The sequence below is a fragment of the Pseudomonas paraglycinae genome (assembly GCF_021601625.1).
GTDB lineage: Bacteria > Pseudomonadota > Gammaproteobacteria > Pseudomonadales > Pseudomonadaceae > Aquipseudomonas > Aquipseudomonas paraglycinae.
Map to the genome: position 1 here is coordinate 100,366 of NZ_BQHR01000016.1, position 24,398 is coordinate 124,763.

18 protein-coding genes and 1 tRNA gene are annotated in these 24,398 nt (G+C 61.8%); 15 read left to right on the forward strand and 4 right to left on the reverse strand.

What is annotated here, in order from left to right; genetic code table 11:
• Positions 1-157 precede the first annotated feature (157 nt).
• From rbfA to L6D82_RS22280, 6 genes are all read left to right on the forward strand, one after another.
• Positions 158-559 (forward strand): 30S ribosome-binding factor RbfA, encoded by a 402-nt coding sequence (gene rbfA, locus L6D82_RS22255; protein WP_007953741.1) that lies wholly within the window; start codon positions 158-160, stop codon positions 557-559.
• A 4-nt stretch (positions 560-563) separates the two neighbouring features.
• Positions 564-1,481 carry a tRNA pseudouridine(55) synthase TruB gene (truB, locus tag L6D82_RS22260; RefSeq protein ID WP_007953739.1) on the forward strand — a complete coding sequence of 306 codons (918 nt, stop codon included), beginning with the start codon at positions 564-566 and terminating at the stop codon, positions 1,479-1,481.
• 141 nt (positions 1,482-1,622) lie between these two features.
• Positions 1,623-1,892, forward strand: a complete 270-nt coding sequence (rpsO, locus tag L6D82_RS22265; RefSeq protein ID WP_011332409.1) for a 30S ribosomal protein S15 — start codon at positions 1,623-1,625, stop codon at positions 1,890-1,892.
• Between the two features lie 194 nt (positions 1,893-2,086).
• Positions 2,087-4,192, forward strand: a complete 2,106-nt coding sequence (pnp, locus tag L6D82_RS22270; RefSeq protein ID WP_011332410.1) for a polyribonucleotide nucleotidyltransferase — start codon at positions 2,087-2,089, stop codon at positions 4,190-4,192.
• A gap of 130 nt (positions 4,193-4,322) precedes the next feature.
• Positions 4,323-4,398, forward strand: a tRNA-Thr gene (locus L6D82_RS22275).
• A 234-nt stretch (positions 4,399-4,632) separates the two neighbouring features.
• Complete coding sequence (locus L6D82_RS22280; protein WP_039769697.1) at positions 4,633-4,932, forward strand: DUF6388 family protein; 300 nt, start codon at positions 4,633-4,635, stop codon at positions 4,930-4,932.
• Between the two features lie 88 nt (positions 4,933-5,020).
• Here the strand turns inward: L6D82_RS22280 and nadC are convergent, their stop codons facing one another.
• Positions 5,021-5,869: a carboxylating nicotinate-nucleotide diphosphorylase gene (nadC, locus tag L6D82_RS22285; RefSeq protein ID WP_007953729.1), complete on the reverse strand. Its 849-nt coding sequence runs from the start codon at positions 5,867-5,869 to the stop codon at positions 5,021-5,023.
• Between the two features lie 255 nt (positions 5,870-6,124).
• Here nadC and L6D82_RS22290 point away from each other — a divergent pair, with 255 nt between their 5' ends.
• The 5 genes from L6D82_RS22290 to L6D82_RS22310 all read left to right on the forward strand — a co-directional run bounded on the left by L6D82_RS22290 (position 6,125) and on the right by L6D82_RS22310 (position 12,501).
• Positions 6,125-8,314 carry a DUF1631 domain-containing protein gene (locus L6D82_RS22290; protein ID WP_236191660.1) on the forward strand — a complete coding sequence of 730 codons (2,190 nt, stop codon included), beginning with the start codon at positions 6,125-6,127 and terminating at the stop codon, positions 8,312-8,314.
• Between the two features lie 64 nt (positions 8,315-8,378).
• Positions 8,379-8,939 carry a 1,6-anhydro-N-acetylmuramyl-L-alanine amidase AmpD gene (ampD, locus tag L6D82_RS22295; protein ID WP_179692673.1) on the forward strand — a complete coding sequence of 187 codons (561 nt, stop codon included), beginning with the start codon at positions 8,379-8,381 and terminating at the stop codon, positions 8,937-8,939.
• Positions 8,936-9,769, forward strand: a complete 834-nt coding sequence (gene ampE / locus L6D82_RS22300) for a regulatory signaling modulator protein AmpE (RefSeq protein WP_236191661.1) — start codon at positions 8,936-8,938, stop codon at positions 9,767-9,769. The genes ampD and ampE overlap by 4 nt, the downstream gene beginning before the upstream one ends.
• 157 nt (positions 9,770-9,926) lie before the next feature.
• A complete protein-coding gene (locus tag L6D82_RS22305) occupies positions 9,927-11,957 on the forward strand; it encodes a methyl-accepting chemotaxis protein (protein ID WP_236191663.1) in 2,031 nt (676 codons plus the stop codon).
• 154 nt (positions 11,958-12,111) lie between these two features.
• Positions 12,112-12,501, forward strand: coding sequence for a hypothetical protein (locus L6D82_RS22310; protein ID WP_007953715.1), 390 nt, complete (start codon positions 12,112-12,114; stop codon positions 12,499-12,501).
• Here L6D82_RS22310 and L6D82_RS22315 read toward each other — a convergent pair whose 3' ends face one another.
• Positions 12,502-13,278 carry a TatD family hydrolase gene (locus L6D82_RS22315; protein WP_236191666.1) on the reverse strand — a complete coding sequence of 259 codons (777 nt, stop codon included), beginning with the start codon at positions 13,276-13,278 and terminating at the stop codon, positions 12,502-12,504.
• A gap of 3 nt (positions 13,279-13,281) precedes the next feature.
• A complete protein-coding gene (cra, locus tag L6D82_RS22320; RefSeq protein WP_074691885.1) occupies positions 13,282-14,277 on the reverse strand; it encodes a catabolite repressor/activator in 996 nt (331 codons plus the stop codon).
• A 306-nt stretch (positions 14,278-14,583) separates the two neighbouring features.
• On the opposite strand from cra, the gene ptsP reads away from it, so the two are divergent.
• Genes ptsP through L6D82_RS22340 form a run of 4 tightly spaced genes read left to right on the forward strand, consistent with a single transcriptional unit; the run spans position 14,584 to position 21,732 of the window.
• Positions 14,584-17,445 (forward strand): phosphoenolpyruvate--protein phosphotransferase, encoded by a 2,862-nt coding sequence (gene ptsP, locus L6D82_RS22325; protein WP_236191667.1) that lies wholly within the window; start codon positions 14,584-14,586, stop codon positions 17,443-17,445.
• Positions 17,445-18,386, forward strand: coding sequence for a 1-phosphofructokinase (pfkB, locus tag L6D82_RS22330; RefSeq protein ID WP_236191669.1), 942 nt, complete (start codon positions 17,445-17,447; stop codon positions 18,384-18,386). The genes ptsP and pfkB overlap by 1 nt, the downstream gene beginning before the upstream one ends.
• A gap of 11 nt (positions 18,387-18,397) precedes the next feature.
• Positions 18,398-20,131, forward strand: coding sequence for a PTS fructose-like transporter subunit IIB (locus tag L6D82_RS22335; RefSeq protein ID WP_236191671.1), 1,734 nt, complete (start codon positions 18,398-18,400; stop codon positions 20,129-20,131).
• Between the two features lie 59 nt (positions 20,132-20,190).
• The gene (locus L6D82_RS22340) at positions 20,191-21,732 is read left to right on the forward strand and encodes an alkaline phosphatase D family protein (protein ID WP_236191674.1); all 1,542 of its coding nucleotides are present in this window, start codon (positions 20,191-20,193) and stop codon (positions 21,730-21,732) included.
• Positions 21,733-21,786: 54 nt separating this feature from the next.
• Here the strand turns inward: L6D82_RS22340 and L6D82_RS22345 are convergent, their stop codons facing one another.
• A complete protein-coding gene (locus L6D82_RS22345; protein WP_236191676.1) occupies positions 21,787-24,315 on the reverse strand; it encodes a PepSY domain-containing protein in 2,529 nt (842 codons plus the stop codon).
• Between the last annotated feature and the right edge of the window lie 83 nt (positions 24,316-24,398).

Below are 24,398 nucleotides of genomic sequence, written 5' to 3' on the forward strand. Positions count from 1 at the left end.
CGCGCACTTCAAGGGCCACGTCGGGCCGCCGCATGCAAGTGCGCGGCACGGCGTCAGGACTCTAAACGCAACGCCCGGTCTGGCTTTTGTCAGGCCGGGCGTTTGCCGCTTTCAGACCTTGCGGGTTTCACCGCGGGGCAGTAACAGGTAACAAATCATGGCAAAAGAATACAGCCGTACCCAACGTATCGGCGATCAGATGCAGCGTGAGCTGGCCCAACTGATCCGTCGTGAAGTCAAAGACCCGCGCGTCGGTCTGGTCACCATTACCGCTGTGGAAGTCAGCCGTGACGTCGGTCACGCGAAGATCTTCATCACCGTGATGGGGCAGGACAACGCTGAAGACATCGCGCAAAGCATCAAGGTGCTCAACGCTGCTGCCGGTTTCCTGCGCATGCAGCTGGCCCGCGAAATGAAGCTGCGCAGCGTGCCGCAATTGCACTTCCACTACGACGAAAGCGTCGTGCGGGGTGCGCACCTGTCGGCCCTGATCGAGCGCGCCGTGGCTGAGGACAATCAGCACGTGGCTGCGGCAGAACCCGAAGACACCAAGGAGTAACTCGGTGGCTCAGGTCAAACGTATCCGTCGTAACGTCAGCGGCATCATCCTGCTCGACAAGCCGCTGGGGTTCACCTCCAACGCCGCGTTGCAGAAGGTCCGCTGGTTGCTCAACGCCGAGAAGGCCGGTCACACCGGCAGTCTCGATCCCCTGGCCACCGGCGTTCTGCCGCTGTGCTTTGGCGAGGCGACCAAGTTCTCGCAGTATCTGCTCGATTCCGACAAGGGTTACGAAACCCTGGCGCAACTGGGCAAGACCACCACCACGGCGGACGCCGAAGGTGAGGTTTTGCAGGAGCGTCCGGTGACCGTTGGTCAGGCCGACATTGAAGCGGTTCTGCCGAAATTTCGTGGGCAAATCAGTCAGATACCGCCGATGTACTCCGCTCTCAAGCGTGATGGCCAGCCGCTGTACAAGTTGGCCCGTGCAGGCGAAGTAGTGGAGCGCGAACCGCGTTCTGTTACTATTGCGCGCTTGGAATTGCTGGCCTTCGAAGGCGATACTGCGCGTCTTGCGGTGGATTGCAGCAAGGGCACCTATATTCGCACCCTGGTGGAGGATATCGGTGAGCAACTCGGTTGTGGTGCGTACGTCGCTGAACTGCGTCGTACCCAGGCCGGGCCTTTCACCCTGGCGCAGACCGTGACCCTCGAAGAGCTGGAAGCGGTACATGCCGAAGGCGGCAACGAAGCGGTCGACCGCTTCCTGATGCCATCGGACAGCGGCCTGCAGGATTGGCCGTTGCTGCAGTTCTCGGAAGCGAGCGCGTTCTACTGGCTCAACGGCCAGCCGGTACGTGCCCCGGATGCTCCGAAGTTCGGCATGGTGCGGGTACAGGATCACAACGGTCGCTTCATCGGTATCGGTGAAGTGAGCGAAGACGGGCGCATCGCGCCGCGTCGACTGATTCGGTCAGAATGACCGGAAACCGGTCTGTGTAACAGCAGGCCGGCGAGTGTGGCTGTCAACAGGCACGGTCACTACTCATTTATAGATACAGGGATTTGTCCCTGGCCTGTTGAAACTGTTTTTGAAACGGTTTCCTGATAAAAGGATTGCCTCATGGCTCTCGACGTTCAAGAAAAAGCTCAAATCGTTGCCGACTACCAGCAAGCTGTTGGTGACACTGGTTCGCCAGAAGTGCAAGTTGCACTGCTGACCGCCAACATCAACAAACTGCAAGGTCACTTCAAGGCCAATGGTAAAGACCACCACTCCCGTCGTGGTCTGATCCGCATGGTTAACCAGCGTCGCAAGCTGCTGGACTACCTGAAAGGCAAGGACGTGAGCCGTTACAGCGCTCTGATCGCTCGCCTGGGTCTGCGTCGCTAATCAGCGATTGCGCTATGAGGTTGGTTGTCTGTCAGATGTCAGCGGGTTTCCGCCGGCGTCCGGCAAGCTCCCAGCCTCAAGTTTTATCTGGATACACGTTTTACCCTGGACAGGCGTCGGGCCGATTCCCGGCATTGCCCAAGAATTTCGCAAGAAACCAGTTCCCCCAAGAGCCACAAAGAAGGTAGGACACCGTGAACCCGGTAATCAAAAAATTCCAGTTCGGTCAGTCGACCGTTACCCTCGAGACTGGCCGTATCGCCCGTCAGGCCTCCGGCGCAGTATTGGTCACCGTTGACGACGACGTCAGCGTATTGGTGACCGTAGTTGGTGCCAAGCAAGCCGATCCGGGCAAGGGCTTCTTCCCTCTGTCCGTTCACTACCAGGAAAAGACTTACGCTGCCGGTAAGATCCCTGGCGGTTTCTTCAAGCGTGAAGGCCGTCCTTCCGAGAAGGAAACCCTGACTTCCCGACTGATCGACCGTCCGATCCGTCCGCTGTTCCCGGAAGGTTTCATGAACGAAGTGCAGGTTGTCTGCACCGTCGTTTCCACCAGCAAAAAGACCGATCCGGACATCGCTGCGATGATCGGTACCTCGGCAGCCCTGGCGATCTCCGGCATTCCTTTCGACGGCCCGATCGGCGCCGCTCGCGTTGCTTTCCACGAAAGCACCGGCTACCTGCTGAACCCGACCTACGAGCAGCAAGCTGCCTCGAGCCTGGACATGGTTGTTGCCGGTACTTCGGACGCCGTGCTGATGGTTGAATCGGAAGCCAAAGAGCTGACCGAAGACCAGATGCTGGGCGCAGTACTGTTTGCTCACGACGAGTTCCAGGTCGTAATCAACGCCGTTAAAGAACTGGCTGCCGAAGCTGCCAAGCCAACCTGGACCTGGGCACCTGCTCCAGAAGCCACCGAGCTGCTGGCTGCTATCCGTTCCGAGTTCGGCGAAGCGATCTCCCAGGCTTACACCATCACCATCAAGGCCGACCGTTATGCGCGTCTGGGCGAGCTGCGTGATCAGGTTGTTGCCAAGCTGTCCGGTGAAGAAGGCCAACCTTCGGCTGCCGACGTCAAAGCCGCTTTCGGCGAAATCGAATACCGCACCGTTCGCGAAAACATCGTTAACGGCAAGCCACGTATCGACGGTCGCGACACCCGCACCGTACGTCCGCTGAACATCGAAGTCGGCGTTCTGCCGAAGACCCACGGTTCGGCACTGTTCACCCGTGGTGAAACCCAGGCTCTGGTCGTCGCGACGCTGGGCACCGCCCGTGACGCACAACTGCTGGACACTCTGGAAGGCGAGAAAAAAGACCCGTTCATGCTGCACTACAACTTCCCTCCGTTCTCGGTGGGCGAGTGTGGTCGCATGGGTGGCGCCGGTCGTCGTGAAATCGGTCACGGCCGTCTGGCCCGTCGTTCGGTTTCGGCGATGCTGCCAGCCGCTGACGTGTTCCCGTACACCATCCGTGTGGTATCGGAAATCACCGAGTCCAACGGTTCGAGCTCGATGGCTTCCGTTTGCGGCGCTTCCCTGGCCCTGATGGACGCTGGTGTTCCGATGAAGGCGCCGGTTGCCGGTATCGCCATGGGTCTGGTTAAAGAAGGCGAGAAATTCGCTGTTCTGACCGACATCCTGGGTGACGAAGACCACCTGGGCGACATGGACTTCAAAGTTGCCGGTACCGCCAAAGGTGTGACCGCGCTGCAGATGGACATCAAGATCAAGGGCATCACCGAAGAGATCATGGAAATCGCTCTGGGCCAAGCCCTGGAAGCGCGCCTGAACATCCTCGGTCAGATGAACCAGATCATCGGCCAGTCGCGTACCGAACTGTCGGCCAACGCTCCGACCATGATCGCGATGAAGATCGACACCGACAAGATCCGTGACGTTATCGGTAAAGGTGGCGCGACCATCCGTGCGATCTGCGAAGAGACCAAGGCTTCGATCGACATCGAAGACGACGGTTCGATCAAGATCTTCGGTGAAACCAAGGAAGCGGCTGAAGCAGCACGTCAGCGCGTTCTGGGTATCACCGCAGAGGCCGAGATCGGCAAGATCTACGTCGGCAAGGTTGAGCGCATCGTCGACTTCGGCGCATTCGTCAACATCCTGCCGGGCAAGGACGGTCTGGTTCACATCTCGATGCTGAGCGACGCTCGCGTAGAGAAAGTGACCGACATCCTGAAAGAAGGCCAGGAAGTGGAAGTGCTGGTACTGGACGTGGACAACCGCGGCCGTATCAAGCTGTCCATCAAAGACGTGGCAGCTGCCAAGGCTTCGGGCGTTTAATCACCCCGCAGCTCTAGCGCAATGAAAGATGCCCCGCCGTGAAAACGGCGGGGCATTTTTTTGTCCATGAAATATCGAGTCATTCGGCGAAGTTGCCGACCTGCAAGACCAGTGCTAGGTTTAGCCCACCGCCCGTGTAGCTCAGCCGGTAGAGCAGCGCACTCGTAACGCGAAGGTCGCAGGTTCGATTCCTGTCTCGGGCACCACCTCTTCCTAATCCTTTTGAACCGGCATTTATGTTCCACAGGTCAACTTTTTGTGGGAGAGATGTAAAGAGCCGTGTAATTCGTCATGCAAACGTCCTATATTCGGTGCCTGCATGAGCATCGCTTAGCAGTTTTCAGATGATCCCGAATGGTTCCGAAGGCCGGACAGTCCGCGTCAGAGAGATCCTTGATGATCCAGATCCATCCTCCATTCCCATGATCAGCGAGAACGCCATGACCGAATTAACTCAAGAGCAACGTCACGAAGAAGCGCTAAGAAAATACATCCTGGATGTTCCGGATCTGAAGGAAGAGATCAAGGACCTGAGTCCCGATGATCAGAAAGACCAGATCCAGTGGGCGTTCGAAGACGAAGCCGAAGCCCAGGGTCTGCAGCCTTGGGAATTGACCCTCAAGTACACCAGCACCCCTGAAGAGTTCGAGGCCAAGCGCCTGGAGCTGCACAAGGAAGCGGCTGAGGTGTTGGGCGTCGAGTGGGAAGAGTACTGCGAGATGAACAATCTCGTCGTTTGACGAGAGCTGCCAGCTACAAGCCGCAAGCTACAAGTAAAAGCACAACCGCTTTGGCTTGCAGCTTGTAGCTCGCATCTTGCCGCTGCCCTTAAATGCTCAGGCGCATCGACAGGTCCACGGCCTTCACATCCTTGGTCATCGCGCCGATCGAGATGTAGTCCACCCCGGTCTGAGCGATCGGCAGCAGCGTGCTTTCGTTGATGCCGCCACTGGCTTCCAGTTTTGCCTTGCCGCCGTTCAGGCGCACGGCTTCGCGCATGTCATCGAGGCTCAGTTCGTCGAGCATGATGATATCGGCACCGGCGGCCAGCGCCTCCTTCAGCTCCTCCAGACTTTCCACTTCGATTTCCACCGGTTTGCCCGGGGCGATCTTGTGCGCGGCGGCAATGGCCTGCGGGATGCCACCGCTGGCGGCGATGTGGTTTTCCTTGATCAGGAACGCGTCGTACAGGCCGATGCGGTGGTTATGGCAGCCGCCGCAGGTGACCGCATATTTCTGCGCCAGACGCAGGCCCGGCAGGGTCTTGCGGGTGTCGAGCAGTTTCACCGAAGTCTCGGCAACGAAGTCCGCCAGGTACTGCGCGCGGGTCGCTACGCCTGACAACAATTGCAGGAAGTTCAGGGCGCTGCGCTCACCGGTCAGCAGCGAACGGGCAGGGCCTTCCAGATGAAACAGCGGCTGGTTCGGCGAAACCCGTTCGCCATCGCGCACCTGCCAATGCACCGCCACCCGTGGATCGAGCTGGCGGAACACCGCATCGACCCAGGCCGTACCACTGATGACGGCGGCGTCGCGGGTGATGATGGTGGCTTTGGCCAGACGTTCGGCCGGGATCAGTTGCGCGGTGATGTCGCCGCTGCCGATGTCTTCGAGCAACGCACGGCGCACGTTGGCTTCGATTTCGGCGGTCAAATCGGCGAGACGTAGATTCGGCATAACGGGCTCCACAAACTAAGTGGCCCGATTATAGGGGCATGGCGTCGGCCAACCCAAGGCGAGAACAGCCACGCAGCGCTGCATCCGGTCGATTTTCTTTGAGCAAACCCGTTTCTGTCGTGGTCACTGCAAGGTGTCGGCGCATAGGGGAAACCCTGACGGCTCTGGCGCCGGGGACATCTTTTGCAAGATAATCCGCCTTGCATTTGACGCCATGAGTTTGACGTCGGCAAATCACCGTTTCAGGAGGCTTGGATGCACAACGACGGGAATGTAGTGCCTCTGCACAAAGCCACTACCGATCAGGCGACTCACTCGCCGCTCGCCCGCCTGCCTGTGATTCTGCTTCAGGTTCGCGACAAGGCTGCCCAGCGCCTGCGCAACGGTTTGCAGGAGCTGTTCGATAACGCCGACGACACCCTGTTCGAAATGGCCGACCGGGCACGCAACGACGTCGAACAGAACATTTTCTTCGAAGCCATGCGCGACCTGCGCCTCAAGCGCAAGAACATCGAGCGCGGCTTTCTCGAGCAATTTTTCGAAGCCTTTGTCGGCCTCACTCAATTCGATCCCGTCCCCACCGTCCTCTCTCATGCCTTGCAGAATGAGGACACTACCGCGCGCACCGACGACATGGAGCGCAACGTCGCGGTCGAAACCATGGTCGGCCGCGTGCTGAATCGCGACGGGTTCGCCCTCGATCAACTGACCGCGCGATTCAATGCGCTGTTGGGCAAGACCCTGGACGATCAATACAACCCGCTGGGCCCGGCGATGCTTTGCGAATACTTCCTGCAGGCCGGGCGCAATCTGGGCGTGGAGATCAAGGTCAAACTGATCCTGCTCAAACTGTTCGAGCGCTATGTGCTGGCCGATACCGATCAACTTTACGCCGAAGCCAATCAACTGCTGATCGCCACGGGCGTGTTGCCCGAGCTCAAGCCGGCGCCGGCCCGTCGCGCCATCGATCAGGCTGTGGCCAGCGTGCAGAGCGAATTCGAGGGCGTCGACAAAACCCAGACCGATGCGGGCGTGCAGGAGGTCTTCGCCGCGTTGCAGGAGTTGCTGCTGCACGTGCGCGGCACCGTTGCGCCGACCCTGGAACCCAGCGCCCCGGCGCAGCCGATTTCCACCCGCGACTTGCTGCGCCTGCTCTCCCACCTGCAGCAATACGTACCGGCGCTGGCGGTGCAGGACGACTTCGATCTGCGCCATCAGCTTGAACAGTTGCTGACCCGGGTCAGCGTACGCAGCGGCAAATCACGAATCGTCGGCGGGGCGGACGAGGACGTGATCAATCTGGTGGCGATGGTCTTCGACTGCATCCTCGATGATCGCAATCTGCCGGATTCGCTCAAGGCACTGATCGCCCGGTTGCAGATCCCGATGTTGAAGGTCGCGGTGATCGACAAAAGTTTCTTCAGCCGCAGCAGCCACCCGGCGCGTCGCCTGCTCAATGAAATCGCCGAAGCGGCGATGGGCTGGGGCGAGTGTGACGGCAATGCGCGCGACAGCCTGTACCTGCGCATCGAGCAAGTGGTGCAGCGCCTGCTGACGGATTTCGTCGATGACCCGGCGATTTTTTCCGAGTTGCTGGCGGACTTCCTCGCGTTCACCAGTGACGAACGTCGTCGCAGCGAATTGCTTGAACAGCGTTTACGCGATGCCGAAGAGGGCCGGGCGAAAACCGAACTGGCCCGCCAGCGTGTCGAGCAGGCGCTGAACCAGGCCCTGCTGGGCAAAGTCCTGCCACCGTCGGTGGTGACGTTCGTGCAGGAGGCCTGGAGCAAGGTATTGCTGCTGACCTGCCTCAAGCACGGCGATCAGTCTGCCGAATGGCAGGCCGACGTGCAGACCATGGAGCAATTGATCTGGAGCGTGCAGCGCCACGACGACGCCGAAGCCGGTCTGCGTCTGCTGGCGCTAGTGCCGGGGTTGCTCAAGTCATTGCGCGACGGCCTGAGCAGTTCGGCCTTCGATCCGTTTGCCACCAGCGGCTTCTTCAGTGAACTGGAAGCGCTGCATGTGCGCCTGCTCGAACCGTCCAGCGAGCCGGATCAAACCGCATTGCCGGAAATGATTGAAGTGTCGCAGGCGATTGTCTTGCAGATGGCCGACGATGGCCTCCAGCCACGCATGCCGGCGCGTTTGCCGGCCGACGACGCAGGTTTGCGTCAGGTCGATCAGTTGCGCCTGGGCAGTTGGGTGGCGTTCGAAGAAGACGAAGAACACACCCTGCGCTGCAAGCTGGCGGCGATCATCGAGGCCACCAACAAGTACGTGTTCGTCGACCGCACCGGGATGAAAGTGCTGGAGCGCGACCGCACTGAACTGGCCCTGGCATTCCGTCGCGGCGCGGTGCGGACGCTGGACGACACCTTGTTGTTCGACCGTGCGCTGGAGTCGGTAATCGGCAATCTGCGGCGGCTCAATCGCGGCAAGTGATCGCGCGCCGGGGGCCGATCACGGCATACTGGTCGCCAACACAGTCGGCGTTGAAGGAATCGGTATGCAGTTGGATCCCGCAAGCGGGTGGTGTCACGGGGTGCAGGTCTGCCCTTCGCCCAACTTCAATGAACGCCCGGCGGGCGAAGTCTCCCTGTTGGTCATCCACAACATCAGCCTGCCACCGGCGCAGTTCGCCACCGGCAAGGTGCAGGAATTTTTCCAGAATCGTCTGGATGTCACGGAACATCCCTACTTTGCCGGGATCGCCGACCTGCGCGTGTCTGCGCATTTTCTGATCGAACGTGACGGCAAGGTCACCCAGTTTGTCTCCTGTCTTGAGCGTGCCTGGCATGCCGGCGTTTCGGTGTTCGAGGGACGGGAAACCTGTAACGATTTTTCGCTGGGCATCGAGCTGGAAGGTACCGATGATCTGCCGTTCACCGATGCGCAGTATCAGGCGTTGACCGTGCTGACCCGGCAGATACAGACGGCGTTTCCGGCGATCACCGTCGAGCGCATCTGCGGGCACAGCGACATCGCTCCCGGACGCAAGACCGACCCCGGACCCGCATTCGACTGGGCACGCTACCGCGCCGCCCTGGCACAAGAGGAAGGACAATGAGTTTTCTGGTGTTACTGCTGGCGGTATGGATCGAGAAGTTCTCGGCCCTGCGCCAACGGGTTCAAGGCGATGGCGGATGGATCCGCGAACTGCACAAGCTTGAAACCGGCGGGCTGGTCAAACAACCGTGGCTGGTGCTGACCGTCCTGGTGTTGTTGCCGGTGGCGCTGCTGGGATTACTGCTGGTGGTGCTGGACCCGGTGGCCTACGGTCTGCTGGCGTTACCGGTGCATTTGCTGGTGGTGATTTACAGCCTGGGGCGCGGCGATCTGCTCGGCGAACTAGGGCCGTTTCGCGACGCCTGGCGCCGTGAGGATCTGCAGGCCGCCGCCCATGTGGCCAAGCGTGATCTGAACATCTGCGCCGAAAGCGGCGAGCAATTGCTGGAGCAAGTGCAACGGCATCTGTTGTGGCAGGCCTACCAGAGTTTCTTTGCGGTGATTTTCTGGTACTTCCTGCTCGGCCCGGTCGCGGCGCTGAGCTATCGCTTGCTGGCGCTGGCGGAAGAAAACGCCCAGAACCCGGCGGTGGCCGAACGGGCAGGGCAACTGCGCCACGCCTTCGACTGGGTGCCGGTACGCCTGCTGGCGGCGAGTCTTGCTCTGGTCGGCAACTTCGTCGCTGTCAGCCGGGTGATGCTGCACGAACTGCTGAACTGGAACATCAGCGCTGCGCAACTGATCAACAAGGTCGGGCTGGCTGCCGGGGAAATCCCGCCGGCCGCTGTCGGTCCCGAAGGCATCAACACCCTCGACTGCCTGTGGGAACTGCTGTTGCGGGCGGCGGTGCTTTGGTATGCCGGCTTTGCCCTGTGGACAGTGCTGGCGTAGGCCGTTCAAGTGACGAGGGGGGCAATCCTCCTCGTTAACCTTAAGTTACAAAACCTCCCTTCGATTTGAGCTATACAGAGATGGCGCCCGATAGTGGCTATCTGCTGTCGCCCCGCGCCTGCCAATAAAAACAAGAAAAAACCAAGGGAGACTTCCAGTGAAGAGCTTGCTCTATCCCGCCGTCTCGCTGATGAACCGCTTGAGCTTCGGCATGAAGTTCAGCCTGATCAGCGTGCTGTTCCTGGTGCCGATGCTGGTGACCAATTTCTATCTGGTGCGCGATTCCTACCGTGAATTCCAGGGCACCCGGGTGGAGCTGCAGAGCCTCGATCTGCTGGGCAGCAGCCTGGCCCTGCGCCGGGATCTGGAAACCCTCAACAATCTGGTGCAGATCAACGTCACCCTCGGCCAGTCCGGCAAGGCCGGCAATGTCGAGGCGCAGATCACCAGCCTTGAGCAAAACGTCCTGGCGCGCCTGCAAGGGCTGACGCCCATGACGGAGGATCCGGAGCAGATCAAGTTCTTCGAGACCAAGCGCGATGAAATGATCGCCGCCTTCAAGGCCCAGCAAGCGGAAAACTCCCTGCAAAGCAAAAGTGCGCTGATCGGCAAACTGCTGGGCAATGCGCAGATTTTCAGCCAGATCGTGGCCAGTCAGGCCGGATTGAGTCGCGACAATCAGGGCGACATTCGCCAGCTCAGCGAGCTGATCACCTCGATCACGCCGGCTGTTACTCAGGCGTTGGGCGAGGGTCGGGCGATGGGTTCGTATTCATTGGGCCAGGGCTTTCTCAACAGTTCGTCGAGCACCCGTTTCGACGAGCTGCTGGTGCAGATCGAAAAACTTCAGGCCGAATATGGCCTGAAATTGCAGGACGCGCTGGGCTCGAGCAAAGCTGCCCGTGATTCCCTGAGCGCACCGGCCGATGCCAGCAAGGCATCGCTGAAACAGGCCGGCACACTGATCGAAGAACAAGTGGTGATGGCCGAAACCCTCGACGCTCCATGGCAGGGGTTTTATGACCAGGTCACCGGGCTGATGGACCAGACCTATCAGCTCAACGACGCCACCCTGAAATTCCTCGACACCCAATTGCAGCAGCGCCTGGGGCAAAACCGTACGCACATGGTGCTGCAAGCCGTGGCGTTGTCGGTGGTGTTCGTGTTGATTTTCTATCTCTACGGCGGGTTCTACGCCTCGACTCGCGCCACCCTGAAAAACCTCGGCGCCATGATGGATAAAGTCGCGGCAGGCGACATGACAGTGAATTTCCGCGCCAACAGCCGCGATGAACTCGGCGAGTTGGGCGAAGTGTTCAACGGTACGGTGAGGAAAATCCACGACCTGATCGAACGGGTCGGCCACACCGTTGGCGAGGTCGAGCGACAGGCGGGGCAAGTGGAAAACGTCTCGGCGCAAAGCAATCAGGCGGTCGCCGGGCAACGCACGCAGATCGAGCAAGTGGCCACCGCGATGAACCAGATGTCTGCAACGTCGCTGGAGGTGGCACGCAGTGCGGCGGCCGCGGTCAGCAGCGCCCACAGCGTGAACGACGAAACCATTAGCGGTCGCGGACTGGTGGAATCGCAGCAGGGCAGCATCGCGGCACTGGCGAGCGAAATCGATCAGTCGGTGCTGGTGATCAACCAGTTGGCCAGCGACAGTCAGTCGATCAGCCGCGTTCTGGAAGTGATCAAGAGCATCGCCGAACAGACCAACCTGCTGGCGCTCAATGCCGCGATCGAGGCTGCGCGGGCTGGCGAACAGGGGCGCGGTTTTGCCGTGGTCGCTGACGAAGTCCGGACGCTGGCCAAACGCACTCAGCAATCGACCGAAGAAATCGAGCAGATGATCGCCAAGCTTCACGGTGGCGTCGGTGCGGCGGTGAAGGCCATGGGCGTCAGCCATCAGATGGCCAACGGCACGGTGGGGCAGTCGGAGAAAGTCCAGCAGGCGCTGGAAAACATCCTCGGCGCTGTCGGCATGATCGTCGACCAGAATCAGCAGATCGCCGCCGCCGTCGAGCAGCAGACCGCCGTGGCCCACGACATCGACCAGAATATCGTCGAGATCAACCGTGCCGGCGAGCGCACGGCAGAAGGTGCGCATCAGACCGAAGATGCCAGCCGCGCGTTGTCGGCGCAGGTGGTCGAGTTGAAGCAATTGATCAGCGCGTTCCGGGTTTGAATTGACCTGCCTCTTGTGAGGCAGGTTTTTTCGGAATGGCTTGTAGTACTTTTTGGCTTACATCTGTAAGCAAAATCCTGTTTTCCTCCGATAGCTGGTTTTTCGTCTTCAATGAACCAAGCTCAGTTTTTTGACCACTTGGAGGAGATCGCATATGTCCGTCGCAACCCTGGGCGTCCAGGGCCGCTGCGCCCACTGCCAGACCACCCTGGTGCTCAAACCCTGGCAACTGAATGCCATTTCGATCCACGAAGCGTTCACCTGTGCGCACTGCCAGAAAAGCCTGGAGCTGCGCTGCCCGAAGCAGATCAAACGCTTTCGCTCGCTCGACTCTCTCGGACTAATGCGCGCCAGTGCGCTGGTGACGGTGTGCACCGCGTTGCTGGTGGCGTTGGTGATGGAATGGGTGGGTCTGCTCAGCGTTACCGAGCAGTTGAACGCGTCGCTGATCGCGATTTTCGTGTACTTCGCGGTGATTCGTTATGCCCGGCAGCGCCAGCACCTGACGCTGATTCTCGACGCGGCCAAGGCCCACGCCGACTGACTACCAGCCGAACACCTCGCAACTGTTGGCGGTACTGGCGGCAGCGAGCTGTTGCGCACTGATGTTCATCAAAGTGGCCAGTGAGTCGCAGATCGCCGGCAGATGCGCTGGCGTATTGCGAATGCCGGGGTACATGGCGGGCGCCATGTCCGGTGAGTCGGTTTCCAGCACCACCGAATCCAGCGGCAAGTCGGCCAGCACCCGGTGCATGCGCAACGCCTGCGGCCAGGTTGGCGCACCGCCAAGACCCAGTTTGAAACCGAGCTTGATGTATTCCCGCGCTTCTTCACGGCTGCCGGCGAACGCATGGATGATCCCGGCACGCTTGAGCTTGAAGCGCTTGAGCGTGGCAATCACCGCCGCATGGCTGCGTCGTACATGGATCAATGCCGGCAGTTCAAAATCTGCCGCCAGTTGCAGTTGTGCCTCGAACAGCGCTTGCTGGCGCTCGCGGTCGAGGGTTTCGATGAAGTAATCCAGGCCGATTTCGCCGACCGCGCACAGCTGCCGATGACCTTTTAGCCGTGTCAGCCAGTCACCTAGAGCAAGCAGGTCTTCAGGCCGATGCTGATCGAGATAGACGGGGTGCAATCCGAAGGCCGCGTACAGATCGCTATCGCTTTGCACCAGATCCCACACCCTTTGCCAGTTGCCTTCGTAGACACCCAACACGACCATTCGCCGCACCCCGAGGGCGCGGCTTTCGGTGAGCAGCGCCGCGCGGTCGGCGTCGAAGTCGGGGAAGTCCAGATGGGTGTGGCTGTCGATCAGCTCCACGGCTCAATCCCGGTGAATACGCTGCTTGAAGGTACGGGCAATGGCTTGCACGCCAGGCTGATAGTCCGATTGCTCGACCGCTGCGAGTGCCAGTTCCAGCGCCTTGTCGGCGATCAACTGGTGCTGCTGGGCCATGGCGTTGACCGGCAGCGGCAGGAAGTCGAGCAACTGGGTGTCGCCGAATGTGCCGAGGCGCAGCGGGCGGTTTTTTAACGGGAAGTCATGCAGCGCGTCGAACACTCCCTGCAACAGTACGTAGGACGTGGTCACCAGCGCATCCGGCAAATGCCCGAGGCGTTGCAGGAGTTCTTCCATCAACTGTTTGCCGCACTCGCGGCTGAAGGATTCGGCGTGCTCGATCAGCACTTCGCCCTTGAAACCGGCCAAGGCTTGCTTGAACCCGGCCGCACGTTCCTGGCTGATGCTCAGTTCCGGGCGGGCGCCCAGCAGCACGATCTGTTTCGGCTGCGGGTCGAGCAGGCTTTCGGTCAGGTGCAGGCTGGCTTCGCGGTCATCGCTGACCACCGAACAGAAATGCTCGGCATCCATCACCCGGTCGATGGCAATGATCGGCAGACCCTTGGCCTGCAATTGGCGATAACTGTCGTCACCGGCCGGCAGACAACTGGCGACGATCAACGCATCGCAGCGTCGGGCGCGGAACAGTTGCAGCAGTTGCCGCTCGCTGTCCGGTGCATCGTCGGAGCTGGCGATCAGCAGCTGATAGCCCCGCGCACGGGCGCCTTGCTCCAGCAGTTTGGCGATCCGCGCGTAACTGGGGTTTTCCAGATCCGGCAGGATAAAACCCAGGGTCCGGGTGTGCCGACTGCGCAGCCCGGCCGCCTGTGGATTGGGGGTAAAGCCGTGCAGATCGACCACCGCCCGCACCCGCTCGACGGTGGCGGTGCTGATGCGTTGCTGTTCGGCCTTGCCGTTGATGACGTAGCTGGCGGTGGTCACGGACACTCCGGCCAACCGCGCGATATCACTGAGTTTCAACCCGGGATTTCCTTGTTTTTTCGAGCTTGCCGCGACATTTTCGCCAATCCTACCCGATTCAGGCAGGCGACCATTGTCTCAGCGCATCCGACAAGTTGGACTTCAAGGATGGGACATTATCGAGTAACGTGCCGATCAATCTAGATTAAACGTTTCAGCAAGCGTATTTTCTACGTTTTAGACGCCTTTGGCCGGTTCTGCCGTGAAACCGCCAAAACAGCCTCCTGAAAAGGATGGCTCACAGCGCCTAAGCTGCAACCATTCAAAACAATACCTGGCGCACCACCGCGCCAAAAAGGAGATCGCATGCTCGAGCTCACTGTAGAGCAGATATCCATGGGCCAGTCGGCTGTGGATAAACCCGCCGCTTTGCAATTGCTGGCCAGTCATCTGGTCGCCGATGGTCTGGTCGCCGACGGCTACCTCGCCGGCCTGCAGGCCCGGGAGGCTCAGGGTTCGACCTTCCTCGGCCAAGGCATTGCGATCCCCCACGGCACGTCCGAAACCCGCGATCAGGTGTTCGCCACCGGTGTGCGCTTGATGCAGTTTCCCGACGGCGTGGACTGGGGCGATGGCCAGATCGTTTATCTGGCCATCGGCATCGCCGCCAAATCCGACGAACACCTGCGCCTGCTGCAACTGCTGACCCGCGCCCTCGGCGAGACCGATCTGGGTCAGGCCCTGCGCCGCGCGAGTTCGCCCGAAGCGCTGCTGAAACTGCTGCAAGGCGCGCCGCAAGAGCTGGCGCTGGATGCGCAGATGATCGGCCTTGGGGTCTCCGCCGACGATTTTGAAGAACTGGTCTGGCGTGGTGCGCGTCTGCTGCGCCAGGCCGATTGCGTGAGCAACGGTTTCGCAGGGGTGTTGCAGCAAGTTGAAGCGCTGCCGCTGGGCGATGGCCTGTGGTGGCTGCACAGCGAGCAGACCGTGAAGCGTCCGGGCCTGGCCTTCGTCACGCCGGACAAACCGATGCGCTACCTCGGTCAGCCGCTCAGCGGTCTGTTCTGTCTGGCCAGCCTCGGTGAAGCGCATCAGGCGTTGCTCGAGCGGTTGTGCGCGTTGCTGATCGAAGGTCGCGGCCATGAACTGGGCCGTGCCACCAGCAGCCGCAAGGTTCTCGAAGTGCTCGGCGGCGAGTTGCCGGCCGACTGGCCGAGCGCGCGAATTGCGCTGGCCAACGCCCATGGTCTGCACGCGCGGCCGGCGAAGATCCTCGCGCAACTGGCGAAGAGTTTTGACGGCGAAATCCGTGTGCGCATCGTCGACGGTCAGGACAGCGCCGTATCGGTGAAAAGCCTGAGCAAACTGCTGAGCCTTGGCGCTCGTCGTGGCCAGGTGCTGGAAATCATCGCCGAACCGAGCATCGCCGCTGACGCCTTACCGGCGTTGCTGGCCGCCATCGAAGAAGGCCTCGGCGAAGAAGTCGAACCACTACCCGTAGTCAGCCAACAGCGCGAAGTCATCGCCGACATCGCCGAAGTCCTGAGCGCCCCGGCCTCCGGCAGCCTGCTGCAAGCGATTCCTGCCGCCCCCGGCATCGCCATCGGCCCGGCGCACATTCAGGTCCAGCAAACCATCGATTACCCGTTGCGCGGCGAGTCCGCTGCCATCGAGCGCGAGCGTCTCAAGCAAGCGCTGGCCGACGTGCGTCAGGACATTCAGGGCCTGATCGAACGCAGCAAGGCCAAGGCAATCCGCGAGATTTTCATCACCCACCAGGAAATGCTCGACGACCCGGAACTCACCGACGAAGTCGACACTCGCCTCAAGCAGGGCGAAAGCGCCGAAGCAGCCTGGATGGCCGTGATCGAGGCCGCCGCGAAGCAACAGGAAGCGTTGCAGGACGCGCTGCTCGCTGAACGTGCCGCCGACCTGCGCGACATCGGTCGTCGGGTGCTGGCGCAACTGTGTGGCGTTCAGACGCCCGCCGAGCCTGAGCAACCGTACATTCTGGTGATGGACGAGGTCGGTCCGTCCGACGTGGCGCGTCTGGATCCGGCGCGGGTCGCGGGGATTCTCACCGCCCGTGGCGGCGCCACCGCGCACAGTGCCATCGTGGCTCGCGCGCTTGGGATTCCGGCGCTGGTCGGCGCGGGCGCTGCGGTATTGCTGCTGAAACCGGGCACGCCGCTGCTGCTCGACGGCCAGCGCGGTCGCCTGCATGTGGACGCGGATGCCGCGACCCTGCAACGCGCCAGCGAAGAACGCGACACCCGCGAACAACACCTGAAAGCCGCCGCCGAACAACGTCATCAACCGGCGCACACCACCGACGGCCACGCCGTGGAAGTGTTTGCCAACATCGGTGAGAGCGCCGGTGTGATCAGCGCGGTGGAGCAGGGCGCCGAAGGCATCGGCCTGCTGCGCACCGAACTGATTTTCATGGCTCATCCACAGGCACCGGACGAGGCGACTCAGGAAGCCGAATACCGCCGCGTCCTCGACGGCCTCGCCGGTCGCCCGCTGGTGGTGCGCACCCTCGACGTCGGCGGCGACAAACCGCTGCCGTATTGGCCGATCGCCAAGGAAGAAAACCCGTTCCTTGGCGTACGCGGCATTCGCCTGACCTTGCAGCGTCCGCAGATCATGGAAGCGCAGTTGCGCGCCTTGCTGCGTTCTGCGGACAACCGTCCATTGCGGATCATGTTCCCGATGGTCGGCAGCGTCGAAGAGTGGCGTCAGGCTCGCGACATGACCGAACGCTTGCGTCTGGAAATACCGGTTGCCGACCTGCAACTGGGGATCATGATCGAGGTGCCGTCTGCCGCGTTGCTGGCGCCGGTGCTGGCCAAAGAGGTGGACTTCTTCAGCGTCGGCACCAACGATCTGACCCAGTACACGCTGGCGATTGACCGTGGTCATCCGACCCTGTCCGCCCAGGCTGACGGCCTGCACCCGGCGGTGCTGCAACTGATCGACATCACCGTGCGCGCGGCCCATGCCCATGGCAAATGGGTCGGTGTGTGCGGCGAGCTGGCGGCGGATCCGCTGGCGGTGCCGGTGCTGGTCGGCCTCGGTGTGGATGAATTGAGCGTCTCCGGGCGCAGCATCGCCGAGGTCAAGGCACGCATCCGCGAACTCAGCCTGACCCAGGCTCAAACCCTTGCTCAACAAGCCCTGGCCGTGGGCAGCGCCAACGAAGTGCGCGCATTAGTGGAGGCCATGTAATGGCCAAGATTCTCACCCTGACCCTCAACCCGGCGCTGGACCTTACGGTGCAGTTGCCACGTCTGGAGGCCGGTCAGGTCAACCGCAGCGACGAGATGCACACCCACGCCGCCGGAAAGGGCGTCAACGTCGCACAAGTGCTGGCCGACCTCGGTCATGAACTGACGGTCAGCGGCTTTCTCGGCGAAGACAATCTGCAAGCCTTCGAAACCCTGTTCGCCAAACGTGGCTTCACCGATGCGTTTATCCGGGTGCCCGGCGATACCCGCAGCAACATCAAGGTGGCGGAACAGGACGGACGCATCACCGACATCAATGGCCCGGGTCCGGTTGTGGGCGTGGTGGCGCAACAGGCGTTGCTGGAGCGTCTGGTGCAGATCGCGCCGGGGCATGACGCGGTTGTAGTTGCGGGCAGCTTGCCGCGCGGAGTCACTGCGCAGTGGTTGCGCGAACTGGTCGAACGCTTGAAGGCGTTGGGCCTGAAAGTCGCCCTGGACACCAGCGGCGACGCCCTGCGCGCGGCGCTCAAGGCCGGCCCGTGGCTGATCAAGCCGAACACTGAAGAGCTGGCCGATGCGCTGGGCTGTGAAGTGGTGTCCCACGCGTCTCAGGCTGAAGCGGCCAATCGGTTGCACGCCCAAGGCATCGAGCATGTGGTGATTTCCCACGGCGCCGACGGTGTGAACTGGTTCAGCGTCGGCTCGGCGCTGCACGCGACGCCGCCGAAAGTCAGCGTCGCCAGCACGGTCGGTGCCGGCGATTCGTTGCTGGCCGGCATGCTCCACGGTCTGCTCAGCGCCGACACGCTGGAACAAACCCTGCGCACGGCCACCGCAATTGCGGCGCAGGCGGTAACCCAGATCGGTTTCGGTATTCACGATGCTGCGCAACTGGTGCAGCTCGAACAGGGCGTGCGCGTGCGCCCCCTGACAGAACAATAAGAGGGTTTGTCATGAAGTTAGCCATTGTCACGGCCTGCCCGAACGGCATGGTCACCAGTGTGCTGTGCGCCCGGTTGCTGGATGCCGCGGCCCAGCGTCAGGGCTGGAGCACCAGCGTCGAAGTGGTGGATGCGGCGCACCCGGAACGCGAGTTGTCGGCGGCCACCATCGAGGCCGCCGAGTGGGTGTTGCTGGTGGCCACGGGACCGGTGGACATGACCCGGTTCATCGGCAAGAAAGTCTTTCGGATTGCACCGGCGCAAGCCCTGCAGGATGTGGAAGAAGTACTGCGGCGTGGCGCGGTCGAGGCCGAGGTTTACGTCGCTGCCGAAACGCCGCCCTTGGTTGCCAGCGCTCAAGCGCCGCGTCTGGTCGCTGTCACTGCGTGCCCGACCGGCGTCGCCCACACCTTCATGGCCGCCGAAGCCTTGCAGCAAGCCGCCAAGCGTCTGGGCTACGACCTGCAAGTCGAAACCCAGGGCTCGGTCGGCGCGCGAAATCCGCTGAGTGCGGCAGCCATCGCCGAGGCTGACGTGGTGCTGCTGGCAGCTGACATCGAAGTCGCGACCGAGCGTTTCGCCGGCAAGAAAATTTACCGCTGCGGCACCGGGATTGCGTTGAAACAGTCCGAAGCCACGCTGAAAAAAGCCCTGGCCGAAGGTGTCGTGGAAAGCGCTGCCGGCGACGGCAAGGCCCCGGCCAAACAAGAGAAAAGCGGCGTCTACAAACACCTGCTGACCGGTGTGTCGTTCATGCTGCCAATGGTGGTGGCGGGTGGTCTGATGATCGCCTTGTCGTTCGTGTTCGGCATCACTGCATTCAAGGAAGAAGGCACGCTGGCGGCGGCGCTGATGCAGATCGGCGGCGAGACCGCGTTCAAGTTGATGGTGCCGCTGCTGGCCGGTTACATCGCCTGGTCGATTGCCGACCGCCCCGGACTCGCGCCGGGCATGATCGGTGGTTTGCTGGCGAGCACCCTGGGCGCCGGCTTCATTGGCGGGATCGTTGCCGGTTTTATCGCAGGCTACGCGGCCAAGGCGATCAGTCGGTATGTGGCGCTCCCGCAAAGTCTCGAAGCGCTGAAACCGATTCTGATCATCCCGTTGTTCGCCAGTCTGTTCACCGGGCTGGTGATGATTTACGTGGTCGGCAAACCGGTGGCCGGGATGCTCGCGGCGCTGACGCATTTTCTCGACAGCATGGGCACCACCAACGCGATTCTGCTCGGTGTGCTGCTGGGCGGCATGATGTGCGTCGACCTCGGCGGGCCGATCAACAAGGCTGCGTATGCATTCTCGGTGGGGCTGCTGGCCTCGCAGAGTTACGCACCGATGGCCGCGACCATGGCCGCCGGCATGGTGCCGCCGATTGGTCTCGGCATCGCCACGTTCATCGCCCGGCGCAAGTTCGCCCAGACTGAACGCGAAGCCGGTAAAGCGGCGCTGGTGCTCGGGTTGTGCTTCATCTCCGAAGGGGCGATTCCGTTTGCCGCGAAAGACCCGTTGCGGGTGATCCCGGCGAGCATTGCCGGCGGTGCGTTGACCGGTGCGCTGTCGATGTATTTCGGCTGCAAGCTGATGGCGCCGCACGGTGGGCTGTTCGTGCTGGCGATTCCGAACGCGATCAACCATGCGCTGTTGTACCTGCTGGCGATTGTCGCGGGCAGTCTGCTGACGGCGGTGGTGTACGCGCTGGTCAAGCGGCCGGAAGCCGTGGAGCTGGCGCTGGAGCCCGCGAAGGCGTGAGGTGTCACACCCCTTTCATCTAGCAGTGCTTAAGTTTTCCTTTTTTCAGGGAGAACACCATGAGCGATTTCAATCCCGGTCGCCGGCGCGTGATGCAAGCCGTCGGCGCCGGACTGCTGATGCCGGGGCTGGCGCCGGCCGTGATCGCGTCGGTCAAGGATCGACCGCAACTCACTGACGGCGTGCAATCCGGCGACTTGCAGGGCGACCGGGCGATGATCTGGAGCCGCGCCGACCGCCCCGCGCAGATGGTGGTGGAGTGGGACACCCGCAGCCAGTTCCGCCATCCGCGCCGGGTCGTCTCGGCACTGGCCGATGCGCGCAGCGATTTCACCGCTCGCGTCGAACTCACCGGGTTACCCGCCGATCAGGCGATTTTCTACCGCGTGTATTTCAAGGACGCCCGCACCGGCGTCGCCAGCGAACCGTGGCTCGGTCACTTGCGCAGTGCACCGACCGCGCGGCGCAATATCCGCTTCGTGTGGAGCGGCGACACCGTCGGCCAGGGCTTCGGCATCAACCCCGATATCGGCGGCATGCGCATCTATGAAGCCATGCGCATGCGCCTGCCGGACTTCTTTATCCACAGCGGCGACACCATCTATGCCGACGGCCCGGTGCCGGCGCAACTGACCACGGAGGGTGGCCGGATCTGGCGCAACCTCACCACGGAGGCCAAGAGCAAAGTCGCCCAGACCCTCGACGATTATCGCGGCAATTACCGCTACAACCTGATGGACGAAAACGTCCGCCGCTTCAATGCCGAAGTGCCGCAGATCTGGCAGTGGGACGACCATGAAGTGGTCAACAACTGGTCGCCGGGCAAACAGCTCGACGAACGTTATCAGGAAAAAAATATCCATACCCTGGTCGGCCGTGCGCGCCAGGCCTGGCTCGAATATTCGCCGATGCGTTTGCAGGCTGCCGATGGCGGCGGGCGCATCTATCGCAAGCTGAGCTACGGGCCGATGCTCGATGTGTTCGTGCTCGACATGCGCAGTTATCGCGGGGCCAACGATGACAATCTCGGGGCGGAAAAACCGTTCCTCGGGCGCGAGCAATTGAACTGGCTCAAGCGCGGATTGAAGGCCTCTAAAGCCCAGTGGAAAGTGATCGCCGCTGATATGCCGATCGGTCTTGGCGTGCCGGATGGCGAGGTCAGTCCCGGTGTTGCGCGCTGGGAAGCGGTGGCCAACGGCGACCCCGGCCCGGCGCAGGGACGTGAGCTGGAAATCGCCGAACTGCTGGGTTTTTTGCGCGCGCAGCAGGTGCGCAATTTCGTGTTCCTGACGGCGGACGTGCATTACTGCGCGGCGCATCACTATCACCCGAATCGCGCGGCGTTCCAGGATTTCGAACCGTTCTGGGAGTTTGTCGCAGGACCGTTGAGCGCCGGCAGTTTCGGACCCAATCCGCTGGACAAGACCTTTGGCCCGCAAGTGGTGTTCGAGAAGGCGCCGGCGGTACAGAACGCCTCGCCGTTTGCCGGGTTTCAGTTTTTCGGTGAGGTGAACATTGACGGCCAGAGCGGGGAGATGAGCGTGGTGTTGCGGGATCTGGAGGGTGTTGCGGTGTTCGAGCAGAAGCTGCAGCCGGTCTGAATGCAGCGCTGAACCTGTGGGAGCAAGGTTGCTCCCACAGTGACCCAAGGTGAATCAGTAAACGTCGCGGCGATAGCGACCCTGTTCGATCAGGCGTTCGACTTCAGCGGCGCCCAGCACTTCATTGAGCACCTGATCCACGCCCGACGCCATGCCTTGAAGGCTGCCGCAGATGTAGATCACTGCACCGTCCGCCAGCCATTTCTTCAACTCGCCGGCCGATTCGCGCAGACGATCCTGCACGTAAATCTTCTCGGACTGATCCCGCGAGAACGCCAGATCCAGGCGTTCCAGATCGCCATTGATCAACCACTCTTCCAGCTCCGCACGGCAGAGGAAATCGTGCTCGCGATTGCGCTCGCCAAACAGCAGCCAATGACGCTGCTGATTGTCGGCGATCCGCGCCTTGAGCAAGCTGCGCAGCCCGGCGAGGCCAGTGCCGTTGCCCAGCAGGATCATTGGCACCGGAGCGTTCGGCAGATGGAAACCGCTGTTGCGGCGGACCCGCAGGCTGATGCTGCCGCCGACCGGAGCATGCTCGGTCAGCCAGCCGGAACCGATGCCGAGGCTGCCGTCGGCGTGTTGTTCCTGACGCACGATCAGCTCCAGCACGCCGTCGGCGGCAATCGAGGCGATCGAGTACTCGCGCATCGCCAGCGGCACCATCGCATCGACCAGCGCCTGAGCGTGCAGGCCCACCAGATGCGCGCGGTGCTCGGGCAGCTGGCGGGTGGCGAGGGCGACCTCCAGCGACTCTTCCAGGCCGTTGACCTTGACGCTGGTTTCACCACGGATGCCGAGGCCGTCGAGGAAATGCTCGATCGCCCACGGGCAGTTGCGTGGCAGTACTTCCACCAGATCGCCGGCCAGCCAGCTGCGGGAGGTCGGCGCGGTCAGGCCGAGCAGGAAGACGGGGGATCCGCTGCTGTCCGGGTTCATCAGGTCGCGGCGCACCAGCGTCCAGTTCTCGTAGCTCGGCGCTTGCCAGGTGTCGACCGGTGCTTGCCCGGTGATCAGGCCGAGCTGGGTCTGCCAGTGACGCAGGGCGTAAGGATCGCCGCTGTCGACTTCCACCGGGGCGAACAGGGTTTTGCCGCCGTGCTCGCCGAGCCATTGATGCAGGCGTCGGGCGAAACCGCAGAAGTGCTGATACTGACGGTCGCCGAGGCCGAGGACGGCATAGTTGAGGCTGTCGAGGGTCGAGGCGTTCTTCAACACCTTGCGCTCGAAACCGCGAGCGCTGTCCGGCGCTTCGCCGTCGCCGAAGGTGCTGACCACGAACAGCGCGTTGTTCGATTCGCGCAGATCCTGCTCGCTGACATTCGCCAGCGGCTGCACCTTCACCGGCAATCCGGCCGCCTGTAACTGGCCGGCGGTCTGCCACGCCAGTTGCTCGGCAAAACCGCTCTGGCTGGCGAAACCGATCAGCCACGCCGGTGTATCGCCGGCCGGTTGGTCGAGACCTTTGCGGGCATCCTTGATCTGCTTTTTCTTGCGGCGGCGATCCAGATACAGCAACCAGCCGGTGATGAAGAACAGTGGCATCAACACCGCCGCGACTGTGACGATGATCCGTCCGACCAATCCGAAATAGCTGCCGACATGCAGCGCGTAAATGCTGGTCAGCAATTGCGCCTTGAAGCTTTTGTCGGCGTAGCGGTCGACGCGCTTGACCACGCCGGTGGCCGGGTCGAGGGTGATCTGGTTCAGCGCGCGGTCATGGGGCGAGCTGTCGAGCAGATAGAACACGGTCGCCGGTTGGCCGGCCACCGGCGGCATGCGGATGTTGTAGGAGGCGAGGCCCGGACCTGCGGAACTGTAGATGCTGACCCACATCGCGGCGTAATCGGCAGTCGGCGCCGGGCCTTCGGGGGCCGGGCCACGACCGCCGCGCACGCGCTCGTTTTGCGGCGCATCGGAGAGCAATTTGGTCAGGCCCTTGTTGTACCACTCATAGGACCAGGACAGTCCGGTCAGCGCCAGCAGCAGGTAAACCAGCATGCACCAGGTGCCGAACACCGAGTGCAGATCCCAGTTGAAGCTGCGGCCCTTTTTCTTCCAGTCGAGGGTCAGCCACACGCGCCAGCTGTTCCACTGGCGCGGCCAGCGCAGGTACAGGCCAGACAGGCAGAAGAACAGCAGCATCAGGGTGCAGGCGCCGGTGATGTTGCGGCCGGTATCGCCCATGGCGAGGAACCGGTGCAGTCGCAGCATCAGGCCGAAGAAGTCCTGGCCGGTGGCGTCGCCCTTGAACTCGGCGGTGTAGGGATCGAAGTAGCGCATCTCGCCCCGGCGCTCGCCTTTGGGCGGGGTGAACCAGACGCGGCCGGCGCTGCCGCTTTCGGTCTCGACCGAGAGCATCGAGACTTTCTTGCCCGAGGCCGCTTCGATCTGCGCCACCAGGTCGGCGGGCGGCAGGACGCCAGCGACCTGCTTCTCGACCTGCAACACGGAAGGGTTGAGGGCTTTGAGGATTTCGTCCTGAAACGAATAGGCAGCACCGGTGATGCCCATCAGGGCCAGCACCAGCCCGGCAGTGATGCCAAAAAACCAGTGCAACTGGAACAGGGTTTTCTTCAACACGTCGCTTGCCTTGTCCGTTCGGAAATTGTGTTCACGGCGTGCATTATGCCGTGGCCTATCGAGAAACGTTCTTTATTACGCAC